24 protein-coding genes are annotated in these 20,311 nt (G+C 59.0%); 10 read left to right on the top strand and 14 right to left on the bottom strand.

The genetic code is table 11. The features are described 5' to 3' along the window. Window positions 1-51 precede the first annotated feature (51 nt). Window positions 52-306, top strand: coding sequence for a sulfurtransferase TusA (gene tusA / locus MME58_RS09325; RefSeq protein ID WP_055006227.1), 255 nt, complete (start codon window positions 52-54; stop codon window positions 304-306). An 89-nt stretch (window positions 307-395) separates the two neighbouring features. Continuing rightward, a complete protein-coding gene (pdxB, locus tag MME58_RS09330; protein ID WP_055006226.1) occupies window positions 396-1,538 on the top strand; it encodes a 4-phosphoerythronate dehydrogenase PdxB in 1,143 nt (380 codons plus the stop codon). Window positions 1,539-1,613: 75 nt separating this feature from the next. Here the strand turns inward: pdxB and MME58_RS09335 are convergent, their stop codons facing one another. Further along, window positions 1,614-1,784, bottom strand: coding sequence for a PA1571 family protein (locus tag MME58_RS09335; protein WP_003378668.1), 171 nt, complete (start codon window positions 1,782-1,784; stop codon window positions 1,614-1,616). A 287-nt stretch (window positions 1,785-2,071) separates the two neighbouring features. Between MME58_RS09335 and MME58_RS09340 the strand changes: the two genes are divergently transcribed. Continuing rightward, window positions 2,072-3,841: an ABC transporter transmembrane domain-containing protein gene (locus tag MME58_RS09340; protein ID WP_055006225.1), complete on the top strand. Its 1,770-nt coding sequence runs from the start codon at window positions 2,072-2,074 to the stop codon at window positions 3,839-3,841. A 64-nt stretch (window positions 3,842-3,905) separates the two neighbouring features. On the opposite strand, the gene ppnP is transcribed toward MME58_RS09340, so the two are convergent. Both ppnP and MME58_RS09350 read right to left on the bottom strand, forming a co-directional pair. Beyond that, on the bottom strand, window positions 3,906-4,187 hold the full coding sequence (ppnP, locus tag MME58_RS09345) for a pyrimidine/purine nucleoside phosphorylase (RefSeq protein WP_054987750.1): 282 nt from the start codon (window positions 4,185-4,187) through the stop codon (window positions 3,906-3,908). A 112-nt stretch (window positions 4,188-4,299) separates the two neighbouring features. Further along, window positions 4,300-4,842: a 3'-5' exonuclease gene (locus MME58_RS09350; protein WP_055006224.1), complete on the bottom strand. Its 543-nt coding sequence runs from the start codon at window positions 4,840-4,842 to the stop codon at window positions 4,300-4,302. Between the two features lie 251 nt (window positions 4,843-5,093). Here MME58_RS09350 and MME58_RS09355 point away from each other — a divergent pair, with 251 nt between their 5' ends. Continuing rightward, window positions 5,094-5,933: a substrate-binding periplasmic protein gene (locus MME58_RS09355; RefSeq protein WP_055006222.1), complete on the top strand. Its 840-nt coding sequence runs from the start codon at window positions 5,094-5,096 to the stop codon at window positions 5,931-5,933. 36 nt (window positions 5,934-5,969) lie between these two features. Here MME58_RS09355 and MME58_RS09360 read toward each other — a convergent pair whose 3' ends face one another. Together MME58_RS09360 and eat are read right to left on the bottom strand one after the other, a co-directional pair. Then, on the bottom strand, window positions 5,970-6,137 hold the full coding sequence (locus MME58_RS09360) for a DUF2897 family protein (protein WP_002552826.1): 168 nt from the start codon (window positions 6,135-6,137) through the stop codon (window positions 5,970-5,972). Window positions 6,138-6,247: 110 nt separating this feature from the next. Next, entirely contained in the window at window positions 6,248-7,612 is a 1,365-nt protein-coding gene (eat, locus tag MME58_RS09365; protein ID WP_054987751.1) for an ethanolamine permease, read from the bottom strand. A 291-nt stretch (window positions 7,613-7,903) separates the two neighbouring features. Here eat and pyrF point away from each other — a divergent pair, with 291 nt between their 5' ends. Then, window positions 7,904-8,602 (top strand): orotidine-5'-phosphate decarboxylase, encoded by a 699-nt coding sequence (pyrF, locus tag MME58_RS09370; protein WP_054987752.1) that lies wholly within the window; start codon window positions 7,904-7,906, stop codon window positions 8,600-8,602. Window positions 8,603-8,669: 67 nt separating this feature from the next. Here the strand turns inward: pyrF and MME58_RS09375 are convergent, their stop codons facing one another. Beyond that, window positions 8,670-9,677, bottom strand: a complete 1,008-nt coding sequence (locus MME58_RS09375; RefSeq protein WP_055006221.1) for an NADP-dependent oxidoreductase — start codon at window positions 9,675-9,677, stop codon at window positions 8,670-8,672. Window positions 9,678-9,905: 228 nt separating this feature from the next. Here MME58_RS09375 and MME58_RS09380 point away from each other — a divergent pair, with 228 nt between their 5' ends. After that, the gene (locus MME58_RS09380; protein WP_082427485.1) at window positions 9,906-10,841 is read left to right on the top strand and encodes a S66 peptidase family protein; all 936 of its coding nucleotides are present in this window, start codon (window positions 9,906-9,908) and stop codon (window positions 10,839-10,841) included. A 30-nt stretch (window positions 10,842-10,871) separates the two neighbouring features. Here MME58_RS09380 and MME58_RS09385 read toward each other — a convergent pair whose 3' ends face one another. Next, window positions 10,872-12,065: a benzoate/H(+) symporter BenE family transporter gene (locus tag MME58_RS09385; protein WP_055006220.1), complete on the bottom strand. Its 1,194-nt coding sequence runs from the start codon at window positions 12,063-12,065 to the stop codon at window positions 10,872-10,874. A gap of 116 nt (window positions 12,066-12,181) precedes the next feature. Beyond that, complete coding sequence (locus MME58_RS09390; RefSeq protein ID WP_054987716.1) at window positions 12,182-12,652, bottom strand: MarR family transcriptional regulator; 471 nt, start codon at window positions 12,650-12,652, stop codon at window positions 12,182-12,184. A gap of 82 nt (window positions 12,653-12,734) precedes the next feature. Here MME58_RS09390 and MME58_RS09395 point away from each other — a divergent pair, with 82 nt between their 5' ends. The 3 genes from MME58_RS09395 to MME58_RS09405 are packed head-to-tail and all read left to right on the top strand — an operon-like array spanning window position 12,735 to window position 14,958. Next, complete coding sequence (locus MME58_RS09395; RefSeq protein WP_055006219.1) at window positions 12,735-13,901, top strand: aminotransferase-like domain-containing protein; 1,167 nt, start codon at window positions 12,735-12,737, stop codon at window positions 13,899-13,901. 39 nt (window positions 13,902-13,940) lie between these two features. Further along, the gene (locus tag MME58_RS09400) at window positions 13,941-14,543 is read left to right on the top strand and encodes a glutathione S-transferase family protein (protein ID WP_055006218.1); all 603 of its coding nucleotides are present in this window, start codon (window positions 13,941-13,943) and stop codon (window positions 14,541-14,543) included. Between the two features lie 28 nt (window positions 14,544-14,571). Then, window positions 14,572-14,958 carry a lysozyme inhibitor LprI family protein gene (locus MME58_RS09405; protein ID WP_055006217.1) on the top strand — a complete coding sequence of 129 codons (387 nt, stop codon included), beginning with the start codon at window positions 14,572-14,574 and terminating at the stop codon, window positions 14,956-14,958. A gap of 21 nt (window positions 14,959-14,979) precedes the next feature. On the opposite strand, the gene MME58_RS09410 is transcribed toward MME58_RS09405, so the two are convergent. The 5 genes from MME58_RS09410 to MME58_RS09430 all read right to left on the bottom strand — a co-directional run bounded on the left by MME58_RS09410 (window position 14,980) and on the right by MME58_RS09430 (window position 18,233). Then, complete coding sequence (locus tag MME58_RS09410) at window positions 14,980-15,357, bottom strand: glutathione S-transferase N-terminal domain-containing protein (protein WP_082427483.1); 378 nt, start codon at window positions 15,355-15,357, stop codon at window positions 14,980-14,982. Window positions 15,358-15,432: 75 nt separating this feature from the next. Next, complete coding sequence (folE, locus tag MME58_RS09415; RefSeq protein ID WP_054080221.1) at window positions 15,433-15,978, bottom strand: GTP cyclohydrolase I FolE; 546 nt, start codon at window positions 15,976-15,978, stop codon at window positions 15,433-15,435. A 422-nt stretch (window positions 15,979-16,400) separates the two neighbouring features. Further along, entirely contained in the window at window positions 16,401-16,958 is a 558-nt protein-coding gene (locus MME58_RS09420; RefSeq protein WP_054987720.1) for a Smr/MutS family protein, read from the bottom strand. A gap of 45 nt (window positions 16,959-17,003) precedes the next feature. Further along, window positions 17,004-17,321, bottom strand: coding sequence for a hypothetical protein (locus tag MME58_RS09425; RefSeq protein ID WP_054987721.1), 318 nt, complete (start codon window positions 17,319-17,321; stop codon window positions 17,004-17,006). 321 nt (window positions 17,322-17,642) lie between these two features. Beyond that, window positions 17,643-18,233, bottom strand: coding sequence for a cysteine hydrolase family protein (locus MME58_RS09430; protein ID WP_055006216.1), 591 nt, complete (start codon window positions 18,231-18,233; stop codon window positions 17,643-17,645). A gap of 262 nt (window positions 18,234-18,495) precedes the next feature. Between MME58_RS09430 and prmB the strand changes: the two genes are divergently transcribed. Then, window positions 18,496-19,404 (top strand): 50S ribosomal protein L3 N(5)-glutamine methyltransferase, encoded by a 909-nt coding sequence (gene prmB / locus MME58_RS09435; protein ID WP_055006215.1) that lies wholly within the window; start codon window positions 18,496-18,498, stop codon window positions 19,402-19,404. 31 nt (window positions 19,405-19,435) lie between these two features. On the opposite strand, the gene MME58_RS09440 is transcribed toward prmB, so the two are convergent. After that, a complete protein-coding gene (locus MME58_RS09440) occupies window positions 19,436-20,239 on the bottom strand; it encodes a hypothetical protein (protein ID WP_082427482.1) in 804 nt (267 codons plus the stop codon). Window positions 20,240-20,311: the final 72 nt, after the last annotated feature.

Genomic DNA, 20,311 nt, shown 5'->3' on the forward strand with positions numbered 1-20,311 from the left:
GCCTGATCGACTGAATTGAGCGACAATCGTCACCCGTCTCTGGAGTGCCCCATGTCTGAGCCCACTGAAAACCTCACCGTCGACGCCGTCCTGGACGCTGTCGGGCTGTTTTGCCCGGAACCGGTGATGATGCTGCATCAAAAGGTGCGTGATCTGCCTGCGGGCGGGCTGCTCAAAGTGATCGCGACCGATCCTTCCACTCGTCGTGATATTCCGAAATTCTGTGTCTTCCTTGGGCACGAGCTGGTGGCGGAACGGGCAGAAGAGGGCACGTTCCTGTACTGGATCCGTAAAAAGCCTGATTGATTGTCACATCGCTGCAACCCGCGCCGGTTCACGACGCGCCTGTTCCCAATGGGGACCGGTCCCTGTTCGCCAGACCCTGAGAGCCTTTCATGCGCATTGTTGCCGACGAAAATATCCCCCTGCTCGACGCTTTTTTTGCCCGTTTCGGTGAAATTCACCGCTTGCCAGGGCGCGCCATGGATCGCGCTGCGGTGGCCGATGCCGACATTCTGCTGGTGCGTTCCGTGACACCGGTGACCCGCGAGATGCTTGAAGGCAGCCCGGTGCGCTTTGTCGGAACCTGCACCATCGGCACCGATCATCTGGACCTGGACTGGCTTCAGCAAGCCGGTATCCAGTGGGCCAGTGCACCGGGCTGCAATGCCCGCGGAGTGGTGGATTACGTGCTCGGCAGCCTGCTGACCCTGGCGGAAATCGAAGGTGCGGATCTCACGCAGCGCACTTACGGTGTGGTCGGTGCGGGGCAGGTGGGTGGGCGTCTGGTCACGGTGTTGAAAGCACTGGGCTGGAACGTGCTGGTCTGCGACCCGCCACGTGAGTCTGCCGAGGGCGGTGACTTCGTCAGCCTTGACGAGATCATGCAGCGCTGTGATGTCATCAGCCTGCACACGCCATTGAGCAAAACCGGCTTGTTGCCGACCTGGCACCTGTTCGACGAAGCCCGCTTGCGTCAGCTCAGGCAGGGTGCCTGGCTGATCAACGCGAGCCGCGGTGCGGTGGTCGACAACGCAGCGTTGCACGACGTGCTGCTTGAGCGAGAAGACCTTCAGGCCGTGCTGGACGTGTGGGAAGGCGAGCCGCAGGTCAACGTTCCGCTGGCCGACCTGTGTGTTCTCGGTACGCCGCACATCGCCGGCTACAGCCTGGATGGCAGGCAGCGAGGCACTGCGCAGATCTATCAGGCGCTGTGCGCCTTTCTTGATCAGCCTGCGGTGATAAAACTGGACGATCTGCTGCCGAAACCCTGGCTGGCGCAGGTCAGCCTTGATGCTGCCTGTGATCCCGTCTGGGCGTTGAACATGTTATGCCGAGGTGTGTATGACCCGCGCCGTGACGATGCGGATTTTCGTCGCAGCCTGACCGGCGATACTGCCAGTCAGCGTCTGGCCTTCGATGCACTGCGCAAACATTACCCGCCACGTCGGGAAATCGAAGGGCTGAAGGTCCGTCTTGAAGGTGAGTCGCAGGCGCTGGCGCAACTCGTGAACGCACTGGGGGCGGTGCTGGTCTGAGGGGCCGCGATGCGTCGGGCATAAAAAACCCGACGCCAGGGTCGGGTTTCAAAACACATTCGGTAATGCTCGGTTTTATTTTTCCGGGGTTACCCAGTTCTTGTCGCATTCCTGGCAGGCAGCCTGAACCATTTCTTCAGTGATCAGGACTTCTTGCCCGTGCTGGTCGAGAATTGCACCGCCAACCGGCAGATTGGGCGTGGCTCGAACGACTTGAACTTCGTTGCTGCGCTCTTGCAGGCTCATGGTGTTTCTCCTTTCATCAGGTAACGGCGTTAAATTAACCGCGCTTGATGGCCGGTCCGTGACAGGTTCTGTCAGCCGCTCAAACGCGTTTCCAGTGCAACAGAAATGATGCGATTCTGCCAGCAGGCGCTTAGATCGATGTCTTATAGCCGCCTCTGTAAAGCAGTCATAACATGACTTCTGAAACCGGGGGCAAGTTCACTCGAAATGCTGCACAACGCGCCATGCATTGCAGGTGCAGGCTTCGCAACTCAGACAGATTGTGCAGACAGGCAGGTTCATTTTTGATGATTTCACGGATTACCCGACGTCACCGCCAGGCGCTCCGCCTGGCTGCGAGTTTCATTGCACCGTATCGCTGGCAAGCGTTTGGGGCATTGTTGGCACTGGTCGTCACGGCGGGCATCACCTTGTCGATCGGCCAGGGGATCAAGCTGATGGTCGATCAGGGTTTCATGACCCGCTCACCGCAGCTGCTGGAACGATCGATCGGATTCTTCATGCTTTTGACACTCGGCCTGGCTATCGGAACGTTCGCCCGTTTCTATCTGGTGTCATGGATCGGCGAGCGTGTGGTCGCCGACCTGCGCAAGAAAGTCTTCGATCACCTGATAGAGCTGCATCCGGGCTTTTATGAAAACAATCGCAGTTCGGAAATCCAGTCTCGACTGACCGCCGACACCACGCTGTTGCAGTCGGTGATTGGCTCGTCGTTGTCGATGTTCCTGCGCAATGTACTGATGGTCATCGGTGGCATTGTGCTGTTGTTCATCACCAACCCCAAGCTCACCAGTATTGTGGTGGTGGCATTGCCGCTGATCATCGCGCCGATTCTCATGTTCGGGCGGCGGGTGCGGAACCTGTCTCGCGAGAGTCAGGATCGGGTCGCCAACGTGGGCAGTTACGTGGCCGAGGCGTTGGGGCAGATCAAGACGGTGCAGGCCTATAACCATCAGCAACAGGACAAACAGCGCTTTTCGCGCACGGTGGAACAGGCGTTCGATACCGCCCGCAAACGGATCCTGCAGCGCTCCTGGCTGATCACGCTGGTGATCGTTCTGGTGTTGGGTGCGGTGGCTGTAATGCTGTGGGTGGGCGGCATGGACGTGATCAATGGGCGTATTTCCAGCGGTGAGCTGGCAGCGTTTGTATTTTATGCGCTGATGGTCGGCATGGCGTTTGGTACGTTGAGCGAGGTCATTGGCGATCTGCAGCGCGCCGCCGGGGCAGCCGAACGGATCGGCGAGCTGCTTCAGGCGCGTAGCGAGATCAAGGCGCCGGCTGCAGACCTGCAGAGCCTGCCACAGCGCATCAGCGGGCGTCTGGTGCTGGAAAGTGTCACGTTTGCCTACCCGTCGCGTTCCCAGCGCAATGCAGTCGATAACCTGACCCTGACCGTCGAGCCTGGCGAAACCCTGGCGCTGGTCGGGCCTTCCGGTGCGGGCAAGTCGACGATTTTCGACCTTTTGCTGCGTTTTTACGATCCCGGTCAAGGGCGCATTCTGATTGAGGGCATACCGGCCGCACAGCTTGATCCTCATGATCTGCGCCGGTGCTTTGCGCTGGTATCGCAAACGCCCGCGTTATTTTTTGGCAGCGTCGAAGACAATATTCGTTACGGCAATGCCACTGCCAGTCTTGAACAGGTCCAGGCGGCAGCGCGTATTGCCCATGCGCATGAGTTCATTCTTGAAATGGCCGACGGTTACCGAACGCATCTGGGCGAGGGCGGGTTGGGTCTTTCGGGCGGACAGCGGCAGCGTCTGGCGATCGCTCGCGCGTTACTGGTCGATGCGCCGATCCTGTTACTGGACGAGGCCACCAGTGCGCTGGATGCACAAAGCGAGCACCTGATTCAGCAGGCCCTGCCCAGCCTGATGCTGGGCCGTACTACACTGGTCATCGCGCACCGGCTGGCCACGGTGCAGAATGCCGACCGGATTGCAGTGATGGATCAAGGTCGGCTTGTGGCGGTCGGTACCCATCAGCAGTTGATCGCCAGCAATCCGCTCTACGCTCGTCTGGCGGCATTGCAGTTCAATACTGGCGTTGAATAGGAAGACGTCGGGGCAGGGAGGGTATGGGCAATGTGGGAGGTCGGAGCCTCCCACTTCGTCAGTCTCAGCGGTACTCGCACAGGTAAGCGGTATCGACGCTGACCTTGAGCTGGAACTTGCTGTTGGCCGGTACATTGAACTGACTGCCGGTGGAAAAAGTCTCCCAGTCGGTGCTGTCCGGAAGTTTCACGTTCAACTCGCCGGAGATCACATGCATGATTTCCCGTTGCGAAGTACCGAACTCATATTCGCCCGCTGCCATGACACCGATGGTTGCCTGACCGTCGGCCTGGCTGAAGGCGATGGATTTGACGGTGCCGTCGAAGTACTCGTTGACCTTGAACATGGGCGATTCCTTTTGAAAGGGCTGGAAATGGCCCGCCAGTATGCCCAACATGGTAAAACCCGTCACGCTCCATGCACGTTGATACTGAACACACGAGACTGTGCAGGCGTCTTCAATTAGGCAATATCAACGGCAACAGCCGGGCGGTATTACGCGCATCGACCAATGCCCGATGCTGCTGCCCGGTAAACTGCATGCCCGCCAGTTGCAACGCGCTGTTCAGCCCCATCGGCTTTTGTAACTGTCGAGCCTGGGCGAACCGCTGTTTGAGATTCACGTGCGGCATGCTCGACAGCGCACTGTCGAGGTGGTGATGGTGCCATTCCTCCAGCAATTGCTGGCGATCATAATCCCCCCAGCTCGCCCATCCCACGATGCGCGCCCGGTGATGGCTCAGCCAGCGCTCGAACTGAGGCCACACAGTAGTAAGCGGCGCAGCGCTATCGATATTGCTTTGGTTGATATGGGTCAGCTCGCGGCAAAAATGTGTTAGTAACGGCCTGCGTGCCGGACGTACGAAGCGCTCGAAATGGTCAAGCTCGCGTCCGTCCTGATTGACCAGCGTCGCGCCTATCTCGATGACTTCCATTTCTGCGACCGGCCAGCCACCTTCTTCGGTGGTAGCCTCAAGATCAATCACCAGCCAATGCGGCATCATCACGCTCCCTTACGATAATCAACGGCTTCAGCGTAGTCAGATTAACCTGTTGCGCCCCCGCCATGTGCCGAGTGGGCATCACCGTTTTTATGACGACCTTTACAGTGACCGCCGTTAATCGCATTGGTGCCTCACGCACGTTTATCGTGGCGATGCACACGACCACCGTCACAGTGAGCAACGCTGACGCCGTTGATTTGACAGTTGTTTAAATCAAGGAAACCGCATAGCGTGGAGGGCTTTGATTGATGTCGTGTTTTATGAAAAGACTTGCAGTGTTAATCGACGGCGTCGCGCGTACGGTCGTAACGGGTGCCTTGCTCTTTGTTCCGTTCATGGCAACGCCGCAAGTATTTGCCGCGCAGGTGGTGCGCGTGGCAGCGGTCCATTTCCCTCCGTATATGGTGCGCCCCGAAAAAGGCGAGGACGCCGGTCTTTTGCCCAGACTGATCGATGCCCTGAATGCCGAGCAGGACGATTACGAGTTCGTGATGATCCCCACCTCGGTGCCCCGGCGTTTTCGTGACTTCACTGAAGGGCGTTTCGACGTGGCGATCTTCGAGAACCCTGACTGGGGCTGGAGGGATATTCCGCACGAGACCGTGGATATGGGGCTTGAAGATGCCGAGGTCTATGTCGCGCGACGAGTCGAAGGCCGTGGGCAGGATTACTTCGATACGCTGTCTGACAAACGTCTGGCATTGTTCAGCGGCTACCATTATGGATTTGCCAACTTCAATACCGATCAGAAGTACCTGAGCGAGCACTTCACGATTACGTCTACGTACTCACACGACAGTAACCTGTTAATGGTCGTGCGTGGTCGAGCGGATATTGCGCCTGTGACCCGTTCCTACCTGATTGATTTCATGGCGCATAACAAAGATGAAGCGGCGCAGTTGATGGTTTCCGAGCGTGTTGATCAGATTTATCGTCAATACGCCTTGTTGCGCCCGAACGGCAATATTGATGTACCGCACTTCAAACAGCTGTTGGAAACCTTGCGAGCCGACGGGGAACTGGCGAAGATTTTTCAGCCGCTCCACATCAAGGTGCTTCCGGTCAGCACCGCACAGTCCGGTCACTAGGCAGGGGCAGGTTTTCAGCCTGCCACCTGCAAGGGCTCAACGGTCCTTGGCTTCCTTGGCGTCCATTTCTGCATTGCGCTCATGGACGCGCTTGAGCTGTTCTTCGGTGAGGGGCAGTTTCTTGGCCGTATCGCGCAGCATCATAAGACCGCCGACGATCGAACCGATGGCTACGAGCAGAATTAACCAGGCATACCAGGGCATAGCGCTCTCCTTGTTGTGATACCGGTTTGAGCAGCGAGGCTGATCAATGGTTCAAGTGTATGCGCCTTGAACGGGTTGCGTGCAAAAGCGTTTGCACGCAACCCCGAAACTTATTGCCCGGTGAGCATCGCATCGGATGGCGCGTCTGCACGCGATTTGGCGGTCAGGCTGAAGTAGATGAAGCCGATCGCCATCAGCCCCAGGAAGATCAGACCGATCAGCATGTTGAACCAGGCCATTGCCACCAGGCATACGACCGCCAGAGCGAGCGCGATACCAGGCACCACCGGGTAGCCTGGCGCACGGAAGCTGCGCTCCAGTAGCGGTTCGGTCTTGCGCAGCTTGAACAGGCTGAGCATGCTCATGATGTACATGACGATGGCACCGAATACAGCCATGGTGATCATGGCTGCGGTGAGTGTCATGCCGCTCAGATTGATCAGGCCGTCGCTGTAGATGGCGGCGATGCCGATCAGGCCGCCGGCGATGATTGCCCGGTGTGGTGTCTGAAAGCGTGACAGTCTGGCCAGTGAGGCAGGCAGGTAACCGGCACGGGCCAGGGCGAAGAACTGCCGCGAGTAACCCATGATGATGCCGTGAAAACTGGCAACCAGGCCGAACAGGCCAATCCATACCAGCATGTGCAGCCAGCCGGAGCTGTTACCGACCACGGCTTTCATGGCCTGTGGCAGCGGGTCGTTGATGTTGGCCAGGGTGCGCCAATCACCCACGCCACCGGCAAACAACATGACGCCGATCGCCAGAAATACCAGGGTCAGAATACCGCTGATGTAGGCCTTCGGAATGGTGCGCTTGGGGTCCTTGGCTTCTTCGGCGGCCATTGCAGCGCCTTCGATGGCCAGGAAAAACCAGATCGCGAAGGGGATGGCGGCAAACATGCCGGCAATGGCTTGCGGTCCGAATGTCTGGGAGCCGGCCCAACCGTTGAGGGCGAAGTTGCTGAAGCTGAATGCCGGTGCAACCACACCCATGAATACCAGCAGCTCTGCGACGGCCAGAATGCAGACGACCAGCTCGAAGGTTGCCGCGAGCTTCACGCCTACGATGTTGAGTGCCATGAATACGATGTAGGCACCGACTGCTGCGTGTCTGGGGTCCAGACCCGGGTATTGCACGTTGAGATACGCACCGATGGCCATGGCAATCGCCGGCGGTGCGAAAACAAACTCGATCAGGGTGGCCATGCCGGCGATCAGTCCGCCTTTTTCGCCAAACGCGCGACGGCTGTAGGCAAACGGGCCACCCGCATGCGGGATGGCTGTAGTGAGTTCGGTAAAGCTGAAGATGAAGCAGGTGTACATGGTTGCAACCATCAGGGCTGTTACCAAAAAGCCCAATGTACCGGCTACGCCCCAGCCGTAGCTCCAGCCGAAGTATTCGCCGGAAATCACCAGCCCGACAGCGATCCCCCATAAATGAATGGTGCCCAGCGTCGGCTTGAGTTGCGTGCTCATGGTCATCTCCCTGAGATTCGATAATCGTTGAAACATCCTGTTGCAGAGGCCGTGCCAGTGCACGGATCACTGTCGTGTTGCTTCAAAACGGGTCGTTTACAGAATGCTGACACGCGAGGATTTACAGTGTTGTGCAGGTTTGGTGCGCAATGGCGCGGCGGTGATCGTCAGGGGGGCAGCGAATCAGGACGATTGAAGACGGTCTTCTGCCAAATGCCGATCTACGGGTCCCGTCGACTCGCCGGTTCGGCTACAATGCGCGCCGATTTCGACTTACCTGAGACCACGCTCATGTCCGCCTGCCAGACTCCTGTCATTGTCGCCCTGGATTTCCCGACCCGAGAAGCCGCCTTGCGGCTGGCTGATCAGCTCGATCCCGATTTGTGCAGGGTCAAGGTCGGCAAGGAGCTGTTCACCAGCTGCGCGGCCGACATTGTCGAGACCTTGCGCAACAAGGGCTTCGAGGTATTTCTGGATCTCAAATTCCACGACATCCCCAACACCACAGCGATGGCGGTCAAGGCCGCTGCCGAGATGGGGGTGTGGATGGTCAATGTGCATTGTTCAGGCGGACTGCGCATGATGGCGGCGTGTCGGGAAGTGCTGGAGCAACGCACCGGTCCCCAGCCATTGCTGATTGGCGTGACCGTTCTGACCAGCATGGAGCGTGAAGACCTTGCCGGGATCGGCCTGGACATCGATCCGCAGGTACAGGTGCTGCGCCTCGCAGCGTTGGCCGAGAAGGCCGGGATGGACGGCCTGGTCTGCTCGGCGCTTGAAGCCCGGGCGCTCAAGTCTGCTCATCCATCGTTGCAGCTGGTAACGCCCGGCATTCGTCCGGCAGGTAGCGCGCAAGACGACCAGCGCCGCATTCTGACCCCGCGCCAGGCGCTGGATGCGGGTTCCGATTACCTTGTCATCGGCCGCCCGATCAGCCAGGCAGCTGATCCGGCGAAGGCCCTGGCGGCGGTGGTTGCCGAGCTGGCCTGACCGGATGAACGCCGCGCGTCACGTCAGGCACCTTTACGCCGGAGCGTGAGGTGTCTGCCTTGCCGGTTTATTCCACTTTCAATATCAGCTTGCCCTGATTTTCACCGCTGAACAGCATCTGGAAGGTCTCCGGGAAAGTCTCGAGGCCGTCGACGATATGCTCCTTGCTCTTGAGCTTGCCTTCCTTGATCCAGCCTGCCATCACCTGACCGGCTTCTGCAAAGCGCTCGGGGTGGTCCAGTACGATAAAGCCTTCCATGCGCGCGCGGTTGACCAGCAATGACATGTAGTTGGCCGGGCCTTTGATCGCCGTGGTGCTGTTGTATTGACTGATGGCACCGCAGATCACCACGCGTGCGCCAACCGCCAGCTGGCTGAGCGCCGCGTCCAGAATGTCGCCGCCGACATTGTCGAAATAGACATTTACCCCGTCCGGGCAATGACGCTTCAAACCCTCCATGACGTCTTCGGATTTATAGTCAATGGCTGCGTCGAAGCCCAGTTCCTCGGTCAACAGGCGGCATTTTTCCTTGCCCCCTGCAATGCCGACGACCCGGCAACCCTTGAGCTTGGCAATCTGTCCGGCCACGCTGCCGACTGCGCCCGCAGCGCCGGAAATCACTACAGTGTCGCCGCTTTTGGGCTGACCCACATCCAGCAGCGCCAGGTAGGCAGTCATACCGGTCATGCCCAGTGCCGACAGATAAAGCGGCAGCGGCGCCAGGCTGGTATCGACCTTGTAGAAGCCTTTCGGCTCGCCGGCAAAATAGTCCTGCACACCGACGGCGCCCTGTACATGATCACCCACCTTGAATTTCGGGTTTTTCGATTCAAGCACTTCGCCCACGCCCAGTGCGCGCATTGCTTCGCCCAGCTTTACGGCCGGAATATAGGATTTTCCCTCGTTCATCCAGCCGCGCATTGCCGGGTCCAGTGACAGGTATTTGTTCCTGACCAGAATCTGGCCGTCTGCAAGAGAAGGGACCGGGGCTTGCTGATAGGTAAAGTCATCGCGGCGCACATCGCCCGAAGGACGCTTGGCGAGCAGAAATTGGCGATTGGATAGATCAGTCATGGCAGGGTCTCCAAAAATGGTTCAAGGGTGGAATCAAACGCTCACAACGATACTCAGGCAAGAAGCGATCATCAAGCGAATGCCGTTTGATCCATATGATTGATAGGAGTCCGCTGCGGCTTTGGCGTTCAGATTGATCTTCCTGCGAAAAAGGTGGATGCCGATATGGCTTGAGTCACGTGCGGTGGTGTTCTAGATTCGTCGTTCGATAACGCTTGGATGACCGTAATGCCTGCCATCTCTGTACCCACGCTTCATCCTCAGGTCCTGCGCGCTGGCGACGCCGTGGCCCTGGTATCGCCTGCGGGGCCGGTAGACGCCGGCAAGATCGACGCTGCGGTTGCGGTATTGAAGGGATGGGGCCTGCGCCCGCGTGTCTACCCGCATGCACTGGGCAAATACTCGTTCTATTCGGGGACCGACGAGGAACGGCTCGCCGACCTCAACGCAGCGCTGGCCGATCCGGAGATTCGCGCGGTTATCTGCACCCGTGGCGGCTATGGAGTGCAGCGAATCGTCCAGCAGGTGGACATGGATGCCGTGCGTCGCGATCCCAGACTGGTCAGCGGATTTTCCGACATCACCGCGTTGCACGGGGCGTTGTGGAACCATGCGCGCCTGGCCACTGTTCACGGGCCGGTCGCTTCGCAGCTGGAACGTGGCGGTCTGTTCGTCAGCGGCCTGCGCCATGTGCTGATGAGTACAGAGCCGGTGCTGCTCAAGGCCGATGCTGGCTCGCCGACAGCCAGGGTCAGAACCGGTGGCAGCGCTCAGGGGCTGCTGCTTGGCGGCAACCTGTGCATCCTCGACACCTCGGTGGGCACGCCGTTCATGCCCGACATGGCCGGTGCGATTTTGCTCATCGAAGAGGTCAACGAACCGGCCTATCGGGTCGATCGCATGCTGACCCACCTGGGCAACTGCGGCATCCTCGCGAATCTGGCAGGTATTGCGATCGGCGAGTTTACCCCTGCCGCGAACACCGGCGGCACCATCAGCCCGGCCGATGTGTTGCTGGAGCGGCTGGGCAGTCTGGGCATTCCGGTGCTCGGCGGCTTGCCGGTTGGGCATGGGGAGTTCAATCAGGCTGTGCCTTTGGGAACGCAGGCAATACTCGACGCAGACGCCGGAACCTTGTTGGTATCGGCGGCTGCCCGCAGTTGATCGCTCTATTGCCGTTTGCCTGAGGCTGCTTCATTCGGCCTTGCGTGCATTCAGGATCAGCAAGGTCAGCAACCCCGCGACAATGCCCCAGAATGCCGAGCCGATGGAGAACAGTGTCAGTCCCGAGGCCGTCACCATAAAGGTGATCAGTGCCGGTTCGCGCTCGCGGGGCTCGGCCATGGCTACGGTCAGGCCATTGGTAATCGAGCCAAGCAGTGCCAGTGCAGCAATCGAAATCATCAGCTCCTTGGGGAATGCACTGAACAGGCCTGCCAGTGTGGCGCCGAAGACCCCTGCGATGGCGTAGAAGACTCCGCACCAGATCGCCGCTGTGTAGCGTCTGGATTTGTCTTCGTGTGCATGAGGGCTGGTGCAGATTGCGGCGCTGATGGCCGCGAGGTTGATCCCGTGGCATCCGAACGGCGCGGTCAGCAAAGAGGCAAAACCTGTCACCGATATCAGCGGTGAGGCAGGCGGGTAGTAACCGTCGGCGCGCAATACCGCCACACCGGGCATGTTCTGCGAGGTCATGGCCACCACGAACAGCGGAATGCCGATGCTGACCGTTGCTGCCCATGAAAACTCGGGGGTAGTCCACACCGGCATGGCCACTTCCAGTGCCAGATCGCCAATGTGCAGCAGGCCCAGCACACCGGATACTCCGACGCCTGCCAGCAGTGCCAGCAGAACCGAGTAGCGTGGAGAAAGACGCTTGACCACCAGGTACGTGAAAAACATGCTCAGGACCAGGCTGGTGCGGTGTTGGGCGGCGATGAAGATTTCACTGCCTATCCTGAACAGGATTCCGGCCAGCAAGGCAGCAGCCAGCGAGGCTGGCAAGCGCCGCACGATGCGCTCGAAACTGCCGGTCACACCGCAAAGGATGACCAGCAGCGCGCTGGTCACGAATGCGCCAATTGCCTGTGGGTATGCCACGCCACCCAGGCTTGTGATCAACAGCGCCGCGCCGGGTGTCGACCATGCCACGGTAATCGGCATGCGATAGCGCAGCGAGAGGCCGATGCTGCACACCGCCATGCCCATGAATAAAGCCCACAGCCAGGACGAAATCTGCACGCTGCTCAGGCCGGCCGCCTGTGCGGCTTGAAACATCAGCACCAGTGAACTGGTGCAACCCGTCATCATGGCAATGAAGCCGGCAACCACCGAGGACGGCGATGAGTCTGTCAGCGGGCGCAATGACGCCTTGAGGGGCTGGTTCATGCAGGGCGTTCCTTGAAGCGGGCAGGTAGCAAAGGCCGCCAAGCCTAAACGTATGGCCGCTCGGCCTTGCGATACAGCGATGCGAGTAAATGGCGGCACAGTTGCAACAGTGACATTTACTCGGCGTCAGGTCCGGTGGGGCAGGCCCCGGATTGCAGTGTCTGCCCCAGTGCCAGATTGACCGTCATCCAGCCGTCCACCGCTTCCTGACCCGCTTCGGCGAACACGCGCTGCAACAGCTTGACCTGTTCGCGCCGCAACGCCTGCTCGAAACGGGTGCCTTCTTCGGTGAGCCCCAGCAGCCGTTTGCGCTTGTCGGTCTCAGGGGCTGTGCTGTGGACCAGGTCCATGGCGATCAGTTGGCGAAGCGGGGCGTTAAGCGCCTGCTTGCTCACGCCCAGAACGGTGAGCAGCTCCTTGACGCTCAGGCCGGGATAGCGAGCGATGAAAAAAACGATGCGCTGATGCACGCGGCTGAAGCCACGTCTGTCGAGCATTTCATCTGCCTTGGCAGTGAATGCCTGATAGCCGAAGAAGAAGGCTTCCATGGCCATTTGTTGATTGGCAGGTTTTTTAAGGTCAAGCATGTTGACGTGTCCGGGTTGATCGTCGTAATTTGAGTCAACCAGTTTGACTTATTTTCAATTGCCCCGGCTACAGGTAACTGTCATGGCTTTCTCCGAACGCGTTTGCCGTCTGAAAAGTTCTCTGATTCGCGAGATCCTCGCCGCCGCTCAACGCCCGGAAGTGATGTCGTTCGCTGGTGGTCTGCCTGCCGAGTCGATGCTGCCCAAGGTCGAGTGGGCGGACATGCCTGTTGCCCTGGGCCAGTACGGCATGAGCGAGGGCGAGCCCGAACTGCGTGAAGCACTGGCTGCCGATGCCCGCGCTATGGGTATTGCCTGTAATGCCAGTCAGGTGATGGTGGTCAGTGGCTCCCAGCAAACGCTGGACCTGGCGGCCAAGCTGTACATCGACAAAGGCACCGAAATTCTGCTTGAAGCGCCCACTTATCTGGCGGCGCTGCAGATATTTCAGTTGTTTGGCGCCGACTGCATCACGGTGCCGTTGCAGGCTGAAGGTCCAGACCTGCTGGCCATGCGGCAGCGTCTTGAACAGTACACGCCAGCGTTCGCCTACTTGATCCCGACGTTCCAGAACCCCTCCGCAGTGCGCTACAGCCAGGCCAGTCGCGAGGCTGTTGCGGCCTTGCTCGACGAGTTCGGCGTCACCCTGATCGAGGATGAGCCGTATCGTGAGTTGAGCTTTGACGGCGGCAGTGCGCAGCCGATTGTCAGCCGCTTGAAGACAGCCAGCTGGATCTACACCGGTACGGTCTCCAAAACGCTGTTACCCGGCCTGCGCGTGGGTTATCTGATCGCCAGTCCCGATCTGTTTCCACATTTGCTGCGGCTGAAACAGTCAGCCGACCTGCATACCAACCGCCTTGGCCAGTGGCAGGCCTTGCAGTGGATTGGCACTGAGCACTATCGTGAGCATCTGGTGACGCTGTGCGAGTTTTATCGCGGTCGCCGGGATGCATTTGAACGCACGTTGCAGACGCATTTTTCGGATCTGGCCGAGTGGAACTGTCCGCAAGGCGGGCTGTTCTTCTGGCTGACCCTGAAACAGCCGCTGGACACCCGGACCTTGCTGGATGCCGCGCTTGCGCAGGACGTGGCGTTCATGCCGGGCGAACCCTTTTTTGCTGATCCGGACGCCAATCATGGACATCTGCGCCTTAATTTCAGTCATATCGACCCGGCGCGTTTGGATGAGGGCATAAAACGACTGGCTTCCGTGGTTCGGGCAGCACAAAATCTAAAAGCCGCCTGACTCGATCCGGCAACGCAGACACATCAAGGGAGCAGGGCGATGTACAAGGTTTATGGCGATTACAACTCGGGCAATTGCTACAAGGTCAAGCTGATGCTCAATCTGCTGGGCAGTGAGTACGAGTGGGTGCCGGTCGATATTCTCAACGGCGAAACCCAGACCCCGGCTTTTCTGGAAAAGAATCCCAACGGCAAGATCCCGGTGCTGGAGCTGGAAGACGGCACCTGCCTGTGGGAGTCCAATGCTATTCTCAATTTCCTTGCCGACGGCTCTTCGTATCTGCCGGTCGAACCACGGCTGCGTACTCAGGTGCTGCAGTGGCAGTTCTTTGAGCAGTACAGCCATGAGCCTTCTGTCGCAGTCGCTCGTTTCATCCAGTTTTATCTGGGCTTGCCCGCCGAGCGTATGGCCGAGTATCGCGCCATGCAGAAGTCCGGCTATCGCGCGCTGGCGGTGATGGAACAGCAACTGGATCGCACACCGTTTCTGGTCGGTGACAATTTCTCCATCGCCGATATTGCCTTGTATGCCTACACCCATGTCGCTCATCAGGGTGGTTTCGATCTGGCACCCTATACCGGGATTCGGCGCTGGCTGGATCGCGTCAAGGCACAGCCAGGTTACGTCGGTATGCTGGATTGATGTATCCGTTGATCAAAAAAGGACATCTATGCGCGTTTCAATAGTTTTGCTGGCCGCTTTCATTGCTCTGGGTATCGGCTGCTCGGCCCAGGCGAAGGATTGCGACGCCAATCAGGCAAGCATGAATGAGTGCGCTGCCAATGAGCTGGCAGCGCTCGATGCCGATCTCAACAAGCAGTACAACGCTCAGATGGCATGGCTGAAGACACCTGCCAAAAAGCAGGCATTCAAGGATGCACAACTGAAGTGGATAGCCTTGCGTGATGCCGATTGTCTGTATCAGGCAGGCAAGCCCGAGGATTCAGGCTCCATCTGGCCGTTGCTGCAGTCGCAGTGCCTGGCTGACCAGACTCGCGTGCGGCTAAAGCAGCTGCAAGCCTATGTCGCCTGTCGCGAGGACGGTTGCCCGCGTTGAGATACGTCGGGCAGGTCGAGCTCAGATCGCCCCGAACCGCTGGTTCAGGTAGTCGATGATCACCTTGGATTCGTACATCCAGACCGTCTTGTCGCCTTCTTCGATCCGCAGGCAGGGCACCTTGATTTTACCGCCCTCGTTGAGCAGGGTCTGGCGATCAAGTTCATTGTTCTTCGCATCGCGCAGGGCGACAGGAACGTTGAGACGGCGCAGGGTGCGACGGGTCTTTACGCAGAAAGGGCAGGCGTGGAACTGATACAGCGTCAGGTTTTGAGCCGCCTCGGCTACAGCCGCCTGGGCCTGCGGATCACGTTTTTTCCTGCCTGGTCGGGTCAGGAAGTCGATACCGATGACGAGTTGGCCAAGGCCTGTTCTTAACGCTTTCATGAACACGGTCATACCTCTTGCGGGCAGTGGCGCAGATCAGCCGGACGTTCAGCGTGCTCGAAGGCAAGTGAACCCAGGCTCGACCGGTCACTTGATCAGGCTGAGAAACTCACTACGGGTAGCGGCGTTTTCACGGAATTCGCCGAGCATCACCGAGGTGATCATCGCCGAGTTCTGCTTCTCGACGCCGCGCATCATCATGCACATGTGCTTGGCCTCGATAACCACTGCAACGCCCAGCGCACCGGTAACCTGCTGGATGGCTTCGGCGATCTGACGGCTGAGGTTTTCCTGGATCTGCAGGCGACGGGCGTACATATCGACGATCCGTGCCACCTTTGACAGGCCAAGTACCTTGCCCTTTGGAATGTAGGCTACATGTGCCTTGCCAATGAACGGCAGCAGATGGTGTTCGCACAGCGAATAAAGTTCGATGTCCTTGACCATCACCATTTCGCTCGCATCGGAGCTGAACAGCGCGCCATTGGTCACTTCTTCCAGGGTTTGCGCGTAACCGCGACACAGATACTGCATGGCCTTGGCGGCACGCTTGGGGGTGTCCAGCAGGCCTTCACGCGAGACGTCCTCGCCCAGTTGCCCGAGTATGGCGGTGTAATTCTGTTCCAGTGTCACAGGAGTGTGTTTCCGTGTGGGTTTCGATGGGTGCGAGGGCAGGCCCTTCGCGGATGCGCACATAGTAACTTACGCAAGAGTACGGGTGCACGGCAGCGCTGCAAATCAACAGTGCGGCTGGCGCTTTGTATCGTATCGCTTACACGCAGGCGACCAGATCGCTACCCACTTCCTTCGGACAGCGCTGTCTGAGTGTGCAGGTCATCCATTCATTGCCTGTCGAGAGAGTAAAGCCCGATGTTGAGTCGAGTAGCAAAAATAGCGTTGTTCGCGATCGTTCTGTCGTCCGTTTCCGGATGCTGGCCGTTCTGGCCGGGACCGGGTGGGCATGGCGGCGGTGGCGGCGGGCACCATGAAGGCGGTGGCCCTGGTCCGGGTGGTCCTGGCCCGGGTCGCTGAGTCACGTGCAGGCGCGGCGAGTTCTACTCGTCGCGTCCTTCCATCATCGTGCGTCTGAGTATCACGTAAACCGCACCCGCGCCGCCATGTTTGGCCAGGCATGAACAAAAGCCCAGTACATGCGAATGCTGACGAAGCCAGGTGTTGACGTGGCTCTTGATCATCGGACGTTTGCCATCCAGGCGTACCGCCTTGCCGTGGGTGACACGTACGCAACGTATTTCCAGACGGGTCGCTTCAGCCAGAAACTCCCACAGCGTCTCGCGCGCCACCTCCACGCTCATGCCATGCAGGTCCAGGCTGCCCTCGAAGCTGATCTGCCCGAGTTTCAGCTTGCGCATCTGACCTTCCTGCACGCCGTCGCGCGACCAGCTCAGGACATCTTCAGGACCGACGTCGATGACGAATTGATCCGACAAACCGTCGACGGTGACTGAATCGGTACGCACAGTGGCCGACTGGCGCAGGCGGGCCAGCATTTTTCGATCGGTTCTGGGTTTGCCGACATCGGCGTGTTCATGCTTGAGCGGCTTTACGCCACGCGTCTCGCTTCTGAACAGGGAAAAATCGTCGTCTTGCATGAGGCCTCCGCGAAGGGGGCTATTCTAACCGCTCAAGCGAGACGGTCAGTTGTGTTTTTTCATCAGGTGCGCGGAGATGCTCAGGCCACTGGCACTGCGCTGGCGGCGGCAGCGACGCCAGAGCCAGGTGCCCAGATACAGCACCAGCAACCCGCCGACAGCGACAAAGGCGGCACCTCCCGGGCTGGCGTTCAATTCCCCGAGCATCTGCGGATGAACGGTCAGGCTGGATACACCCGCTACTGTCATCAACACGCCCGACGCTAGCAAAAGCAGCGCGATCAGCGTGCCGATGCGCTTGCCCCAGTTGCCCTGACCCTTGGGGCGCAGGCGACGTGCATCGAAACCATCTGACGTTTTCATGCCTTTTCCTCAAACAGGTATCGGCTCAATGGAGTATCGGCGCTCTGACCAGGATCAGAAGGGGTTGTTCCCGCCTCCGGGGTGATCCAGGCCGGCAAGGGATGGGCGGTTATCTGAGTATGCTCACACAACCCCTGGGCTCTGTACTTAAAGTGGCTGCGCTTGATGACGCTGCGTTAAAAACAGGCTCGAGCGCGAGTCCGATCAGAATGCTCATGTAAAACTCGTAAAGCCGAACGCGACCCCGGCCGTTCCTCGCCTGTTTTTGCCCTGCCTGACCTTCTCGCCGATTTCTCGTCCAGAGCCTGGGGCCGGCAGGGATCAGATAAGGTCTTTGGTCAGTGCCAGTGTGGCGAAGTTGTCGGCCATGATTGCCATTTCGGTTCGGTGCACGACCTGTGCGCTGACCACGCCGTGCGGGCCAGGGAGGTCACGGGTTGCGCAGGCATCGTCGACAAGTGTGCAGCGATAACCATAGTCCTTGGTGGCGCGAACCGTGGTGCTGATACTCGAGTGGCTCATGAAGCCGCAGACGATCAGGTCCAGATGACCCAGTTTTTGCAGGAGCTCGTGCAGGCCGGTGCCGTTGAAGGCATTGGGCAGGCGTTTTTCGACCAGATGTTCGTCACCTTGCGGCACCAGTTCGGGCACCAGTTGACCACGGTCGCCCTGTGGATCGAACAGGCCGCCCACGGTGCCCAGATGGCGAATGTGAACGATCGGGCATTTGACTGCGCGTGCCTTATCGACCAATTGGCAGATATTGGCCAGAGCCTCGTCGACGCCGGTCAGCGCCAGCGGGCCGCTGAGGTATTCTTTCTGGGCGTCGATGATGATCAGCGTCGCATTGCTCAGATTGGCGGGCGCATGCACCCGGCCGCTGAGTTGGAACATGGTCTTTAAATCGGACATTCACGGGCTCCTTGGTGTGGGGCTTTTGCGACATTGTCCTCTGGCTGAGGCGTTCTGGGAATGGTAACCATCGCAGGCCACGGTTTTTATGGCCTGCAGGGCAGTTGGGCGGGCAGGTGGCTGGCGGTTTGCCTTGATGACAGTACACTAATCATGGAAACTTCCACGCCTGCCGGGGACGAAGAATGTACGTTGTCCGGAACCGGACTTTCCACCGTGAGTCGTCTCACAGCAGCTCGTCGTCTTTCCAAGGAGTTTTTCCATGATCACTTCCCGTTTGCGTACCGTGCGCGACCATATTCGGTGGGCCGTCAGCCGCTTTCACGAGGAAGACGTATTTTTCGGTCATGGCACTGACAATGCCTGGGATGAGGCGCGGCAACTGGTGCTGGGCGCACTGCACCTGCCTTGGGAAATCGCCGACAGCTATCTGGATTGCCGTCTGGAAGTCGACGAGATATCCGAACTGCAACGCCTGATCAAACGCCGCATCGATGACCGCGTGCCGACGCCTTACCTGCTGGGCGAAGCCTGGTTTTGCGGGATGTCGTTCATTGTCGATGATCGGGTACTGATCCCGCGCTCGCCTATCGCCGAACTGATTGAAGAGCGTTTCGCGCCCTGGCTTGCGAGCGAGCCAGCGCGCATTCTGGACCTTTGCACGGGTTCCGGGTGTATCGGTATCGCCTGTGCCGATGAGTTTCCGGAAGCCGAAGTGGCGCTGGCCGACCTGTCTTACGATGCGCTGGAAGTCGCCAACCAGAACATCGAGCGTCATGGCATGGAGGATCGCGTCTACACCGTTCAGGGCGATGGTTTCGACGGTTTGCCGGGCCAGCGCTTCGACCTGATTGTGTCCAACCCGCCTTACGTGGATGCCGAAGATTTTGCCGACATGCCCGATGAGTATCAGCACGAGCCGGAGCTGGCGCTGGCCTGTGGCAGCGACGGTCTGAACCTGGTGCGCCGCATGCTCGCTCAGGCCGCCGATCATCTGACCGACAAGGGGCTGTTGATCGTCGAAGTAGGCAACAGTCAGGTGCATGTGCAGGCGCTATACCCGGAAGTCGATTTCGCCTGGCTGGACTTCCGGCGGGGTGGTCACGGTGTGTTCATGCTGACCGCAGAACAGTGCCGCAGTCACCAGGCACTGTTCCAGTCGCGGATTTGAAGTCGACGGGGCTGAAACGAGCCCCTTTTTATCAGCGATGGGTCGCGATCCAGATCAACAGGCCCGCCTGAAAGACTGCGAAGGTCACCAGGCAGGCGATCGTGAAGCGCAGACCGGCGTCTTCGCGCTTGTACTTGCCGACCCGGTCTTCATGCTGGCGAATGATCACTTCCTGCTCGATCAGGTTCTTTTCAGCCTTCTCGAGCATTTGCGAGGCTTCGAGAATCTCGATGATCTGCACCTTGTCATTGTTCCAGGTGCTGTGCAGATTGCCGACATGGACGTCCTTGATGGTGCCTTTCATGTGCTGGGCATCGGCGTAAGCCACCTCAAAGCCCAGGGTGCGCAGGAAGTGGTCGCGTCGCAGACGTGTGTCCTCGTTCAGGCCGTCCTTGCTCGCCAGGGCCACACCTTCAATCTTGTAGGACGACCATCTTTTCTGTGCCCAATGCACCGCATGGGCAATCATGAAGCGACCGATGCCACGGTTCCACGGCTCGATCTGCAGGCCTGACTCGGGACCAAAACGCACCGTGCGTTTCTCGTGGTCGGCCCAGACATCCAGATTGTTCTGTTCCTTGCGAACCCGCTGGCCCGGCAACTGAACATTGATGCGTAGCAGACTCAATTCCTTGCTATGCCGTTCGGCGCGGCCGAACTGCACAAAACGCAAGGGGCGGCCACCTGTCGCACGGTCTGTAGGCAGTGGCGACAGACGCAACATCTGAAAGTTTTCGGGCAGAACGTCTTCCCACGGCTGTGGCGGTGCCGGCACCTCGGCTTCTGTGCTTGCGGGTGCTGCGGTGGTTTCAGTCATGGTATTCGCGTCAGTCATAATGGTGTCCTTTCCTGGGCCTTGCCCCGGCACACGGGTCACGGAACAAAAGGCCAGCAATCCGCTATCGGC

The sequence above is a fragment of the Pseudomonas syringae pv. tagetis genome, from assembly GCF_022557255.1.
Taxonomy (GTDB): Bacteria; Pseudomonadota; Gammaproteobacteria; order Pseudomonadales; family Pseudomonadaceae; genus Aquipseudomonas; species Aquipseudomonas caricapapayae.

Bases quoted from the DNA above. Each gene is read 5' to 3' on its own strand.
- MME58_RS09390 (WP_054987716.1), bottom strand. From the start codon at position 12,652: ATGCTTGACCTTAAAAAACCTGCCAATCAACAAATGGCCATGGAAGCC.
- tusA (WP_055006227.1), top strand. From the start codon at position 52: ATGTCTGAGCCCACTGAAAACCTCACCGTCGACGCCGTCCTGGACGCT.
- MME58_RS09375 (WP_055006221.1), bottom strand. From the start codon at position 9,677: ATGACTGATCTATCCAATCGCCAATTTCTGCTCGCCAAGCGTCCTTCG.
- MME58_RS09400 (WP_055006218.1), top strand. From the start codon at position 13,941: ATGTACAAGGTTTATGGCGATTACAACTCGGGCAATTGCTACAAGGTC.
- MME58_RS09395 (WP_055006219.1), top strand. From the start codon at position 12,735: ATGGCTTTCTCCGAACGCGTTTGCCGTCTGAAAAGTTCTCTGATTCGC.
- MME58_RS09350 (WP_055006224.1), bottom strand. From the start codon at position 4,842: ATGCCGCATTGGCTGGTGATTGATCTTGAGGCTACCACCGAAGAAGGT.
- MME58_RS09440 (WP_082427482.1), bottom strand. From the start codon at position 20,239: ATGACTGACGCGAATACCATGACTGAAACCACCGCAGCACCCGCAAGC.
- MME58_RS09430 (WP_055006216.1), bottom strand. From the start codon at position 18,233: ATGTCCGATTTAAAGACCATGTTCCAACTCAGCGGCCGGGTGCATGCG.
- MME58_RS09335 (WP_003378668.1), bottom strand. From the start codon at position 1,784: ATGAGCCTGCAAGAGCGCAGCAACGAAGTTCAAGTCGTTCGAGCCACG.
- MME58_RS09385 (WP_055006220.1), bottom strand. From the start codon at position 12,065: ATGAACCAGCCCCTCAAGGCGTCATTGCGCCCGCTGACAGACTCATCG.
- prmB (WP_055006215.1), top strand. From the start codon at position 18,496: ATGATCACTTCCCGTTTGCGTACCGTGCGCGACCATATTCGGTGGGCC.
- MME58_RS09420 (WP_054987720.1), bottom strand. From the start codon at position 16,958: ATGCAAGACGACGATTTTTCCCTGTTCAGAAGCGAGACGCGTGGCGTA.
- MME58_RS09360 (WP_002552826.1), bottom strand. From the start codon at position 6,137: ATGCCCTGGTATGCCTGGTTAATTCTGCTCGTAGCCATCGGTTCGATC.
- MME58_RS09410 (WP_082427483.1), bottom strand. From the start codon at position 15,357: ATGACCGTGTTCATGAAAGCGTTAAGAACAGGCCTTGGCCAACTCGTC.
- MME58_RS09405 (WP_055006217.1), top strand. From the start codon at position 14,572: ATGCGCGTTTCAATAGTTTTGCTGGCCGCTTTCATTGCTCTGGGTATC.
- pyrF (WP_054987752.1), top strand. From the start codon at position 7,904: ATGTCCGCCTGCCAGACTCCTGTCATTGTCGCCCTGGATTTCCCGACC.
- eat (WP_054987751.1), bottom strand. From the start codon at position 7,612: ATGAGCACGCAACTCAAGCCGACGCTGGGCACCATTCATTTATGGGGG.
- MME58_RS09425 (WP_054987721.1), bottom strand. From the start codon at position 17,321: ATGAAAACGTCAGATGGTTTCGATGCACGTCGCCTGCGCCCCAAGGGT.
- pdxB (WP_055006226.1), top strand. From the start codon at position 396: ATGCGCATTGTTGCCGACGAAAATATCCCCCTGCTCGACGCTTTTTTT.
- ppnP (WP_054987750.1), bottom strand. From the start codon at position 4,187: ATGTTCAAGGTCAACGAGTACTTCGACGGCACCGTCAAATCCATCGCC.
- MME58_RS09340 (WP_055006225.1), top strand. From the start codon at position 2,072: ATGATTTCACGGATTACCCGACGTCACCGCCAGGCGCTCCGCCTGGCT.
- MME58_RS09380 (WP_082427485.1), top strand. From the start codon at position 9,906: ATGCCTGCCATCTCTGTACCCACGCTTCATCCTCAGGTCCTGCGCGCT.
- MME58_RS09355 (WP_055006222.1), top strand. From the start codon at position 5,094: ATGTCGTGTTTTATGAAAAGACTTGCAGTGTTAATCGACGGCGTCGCG.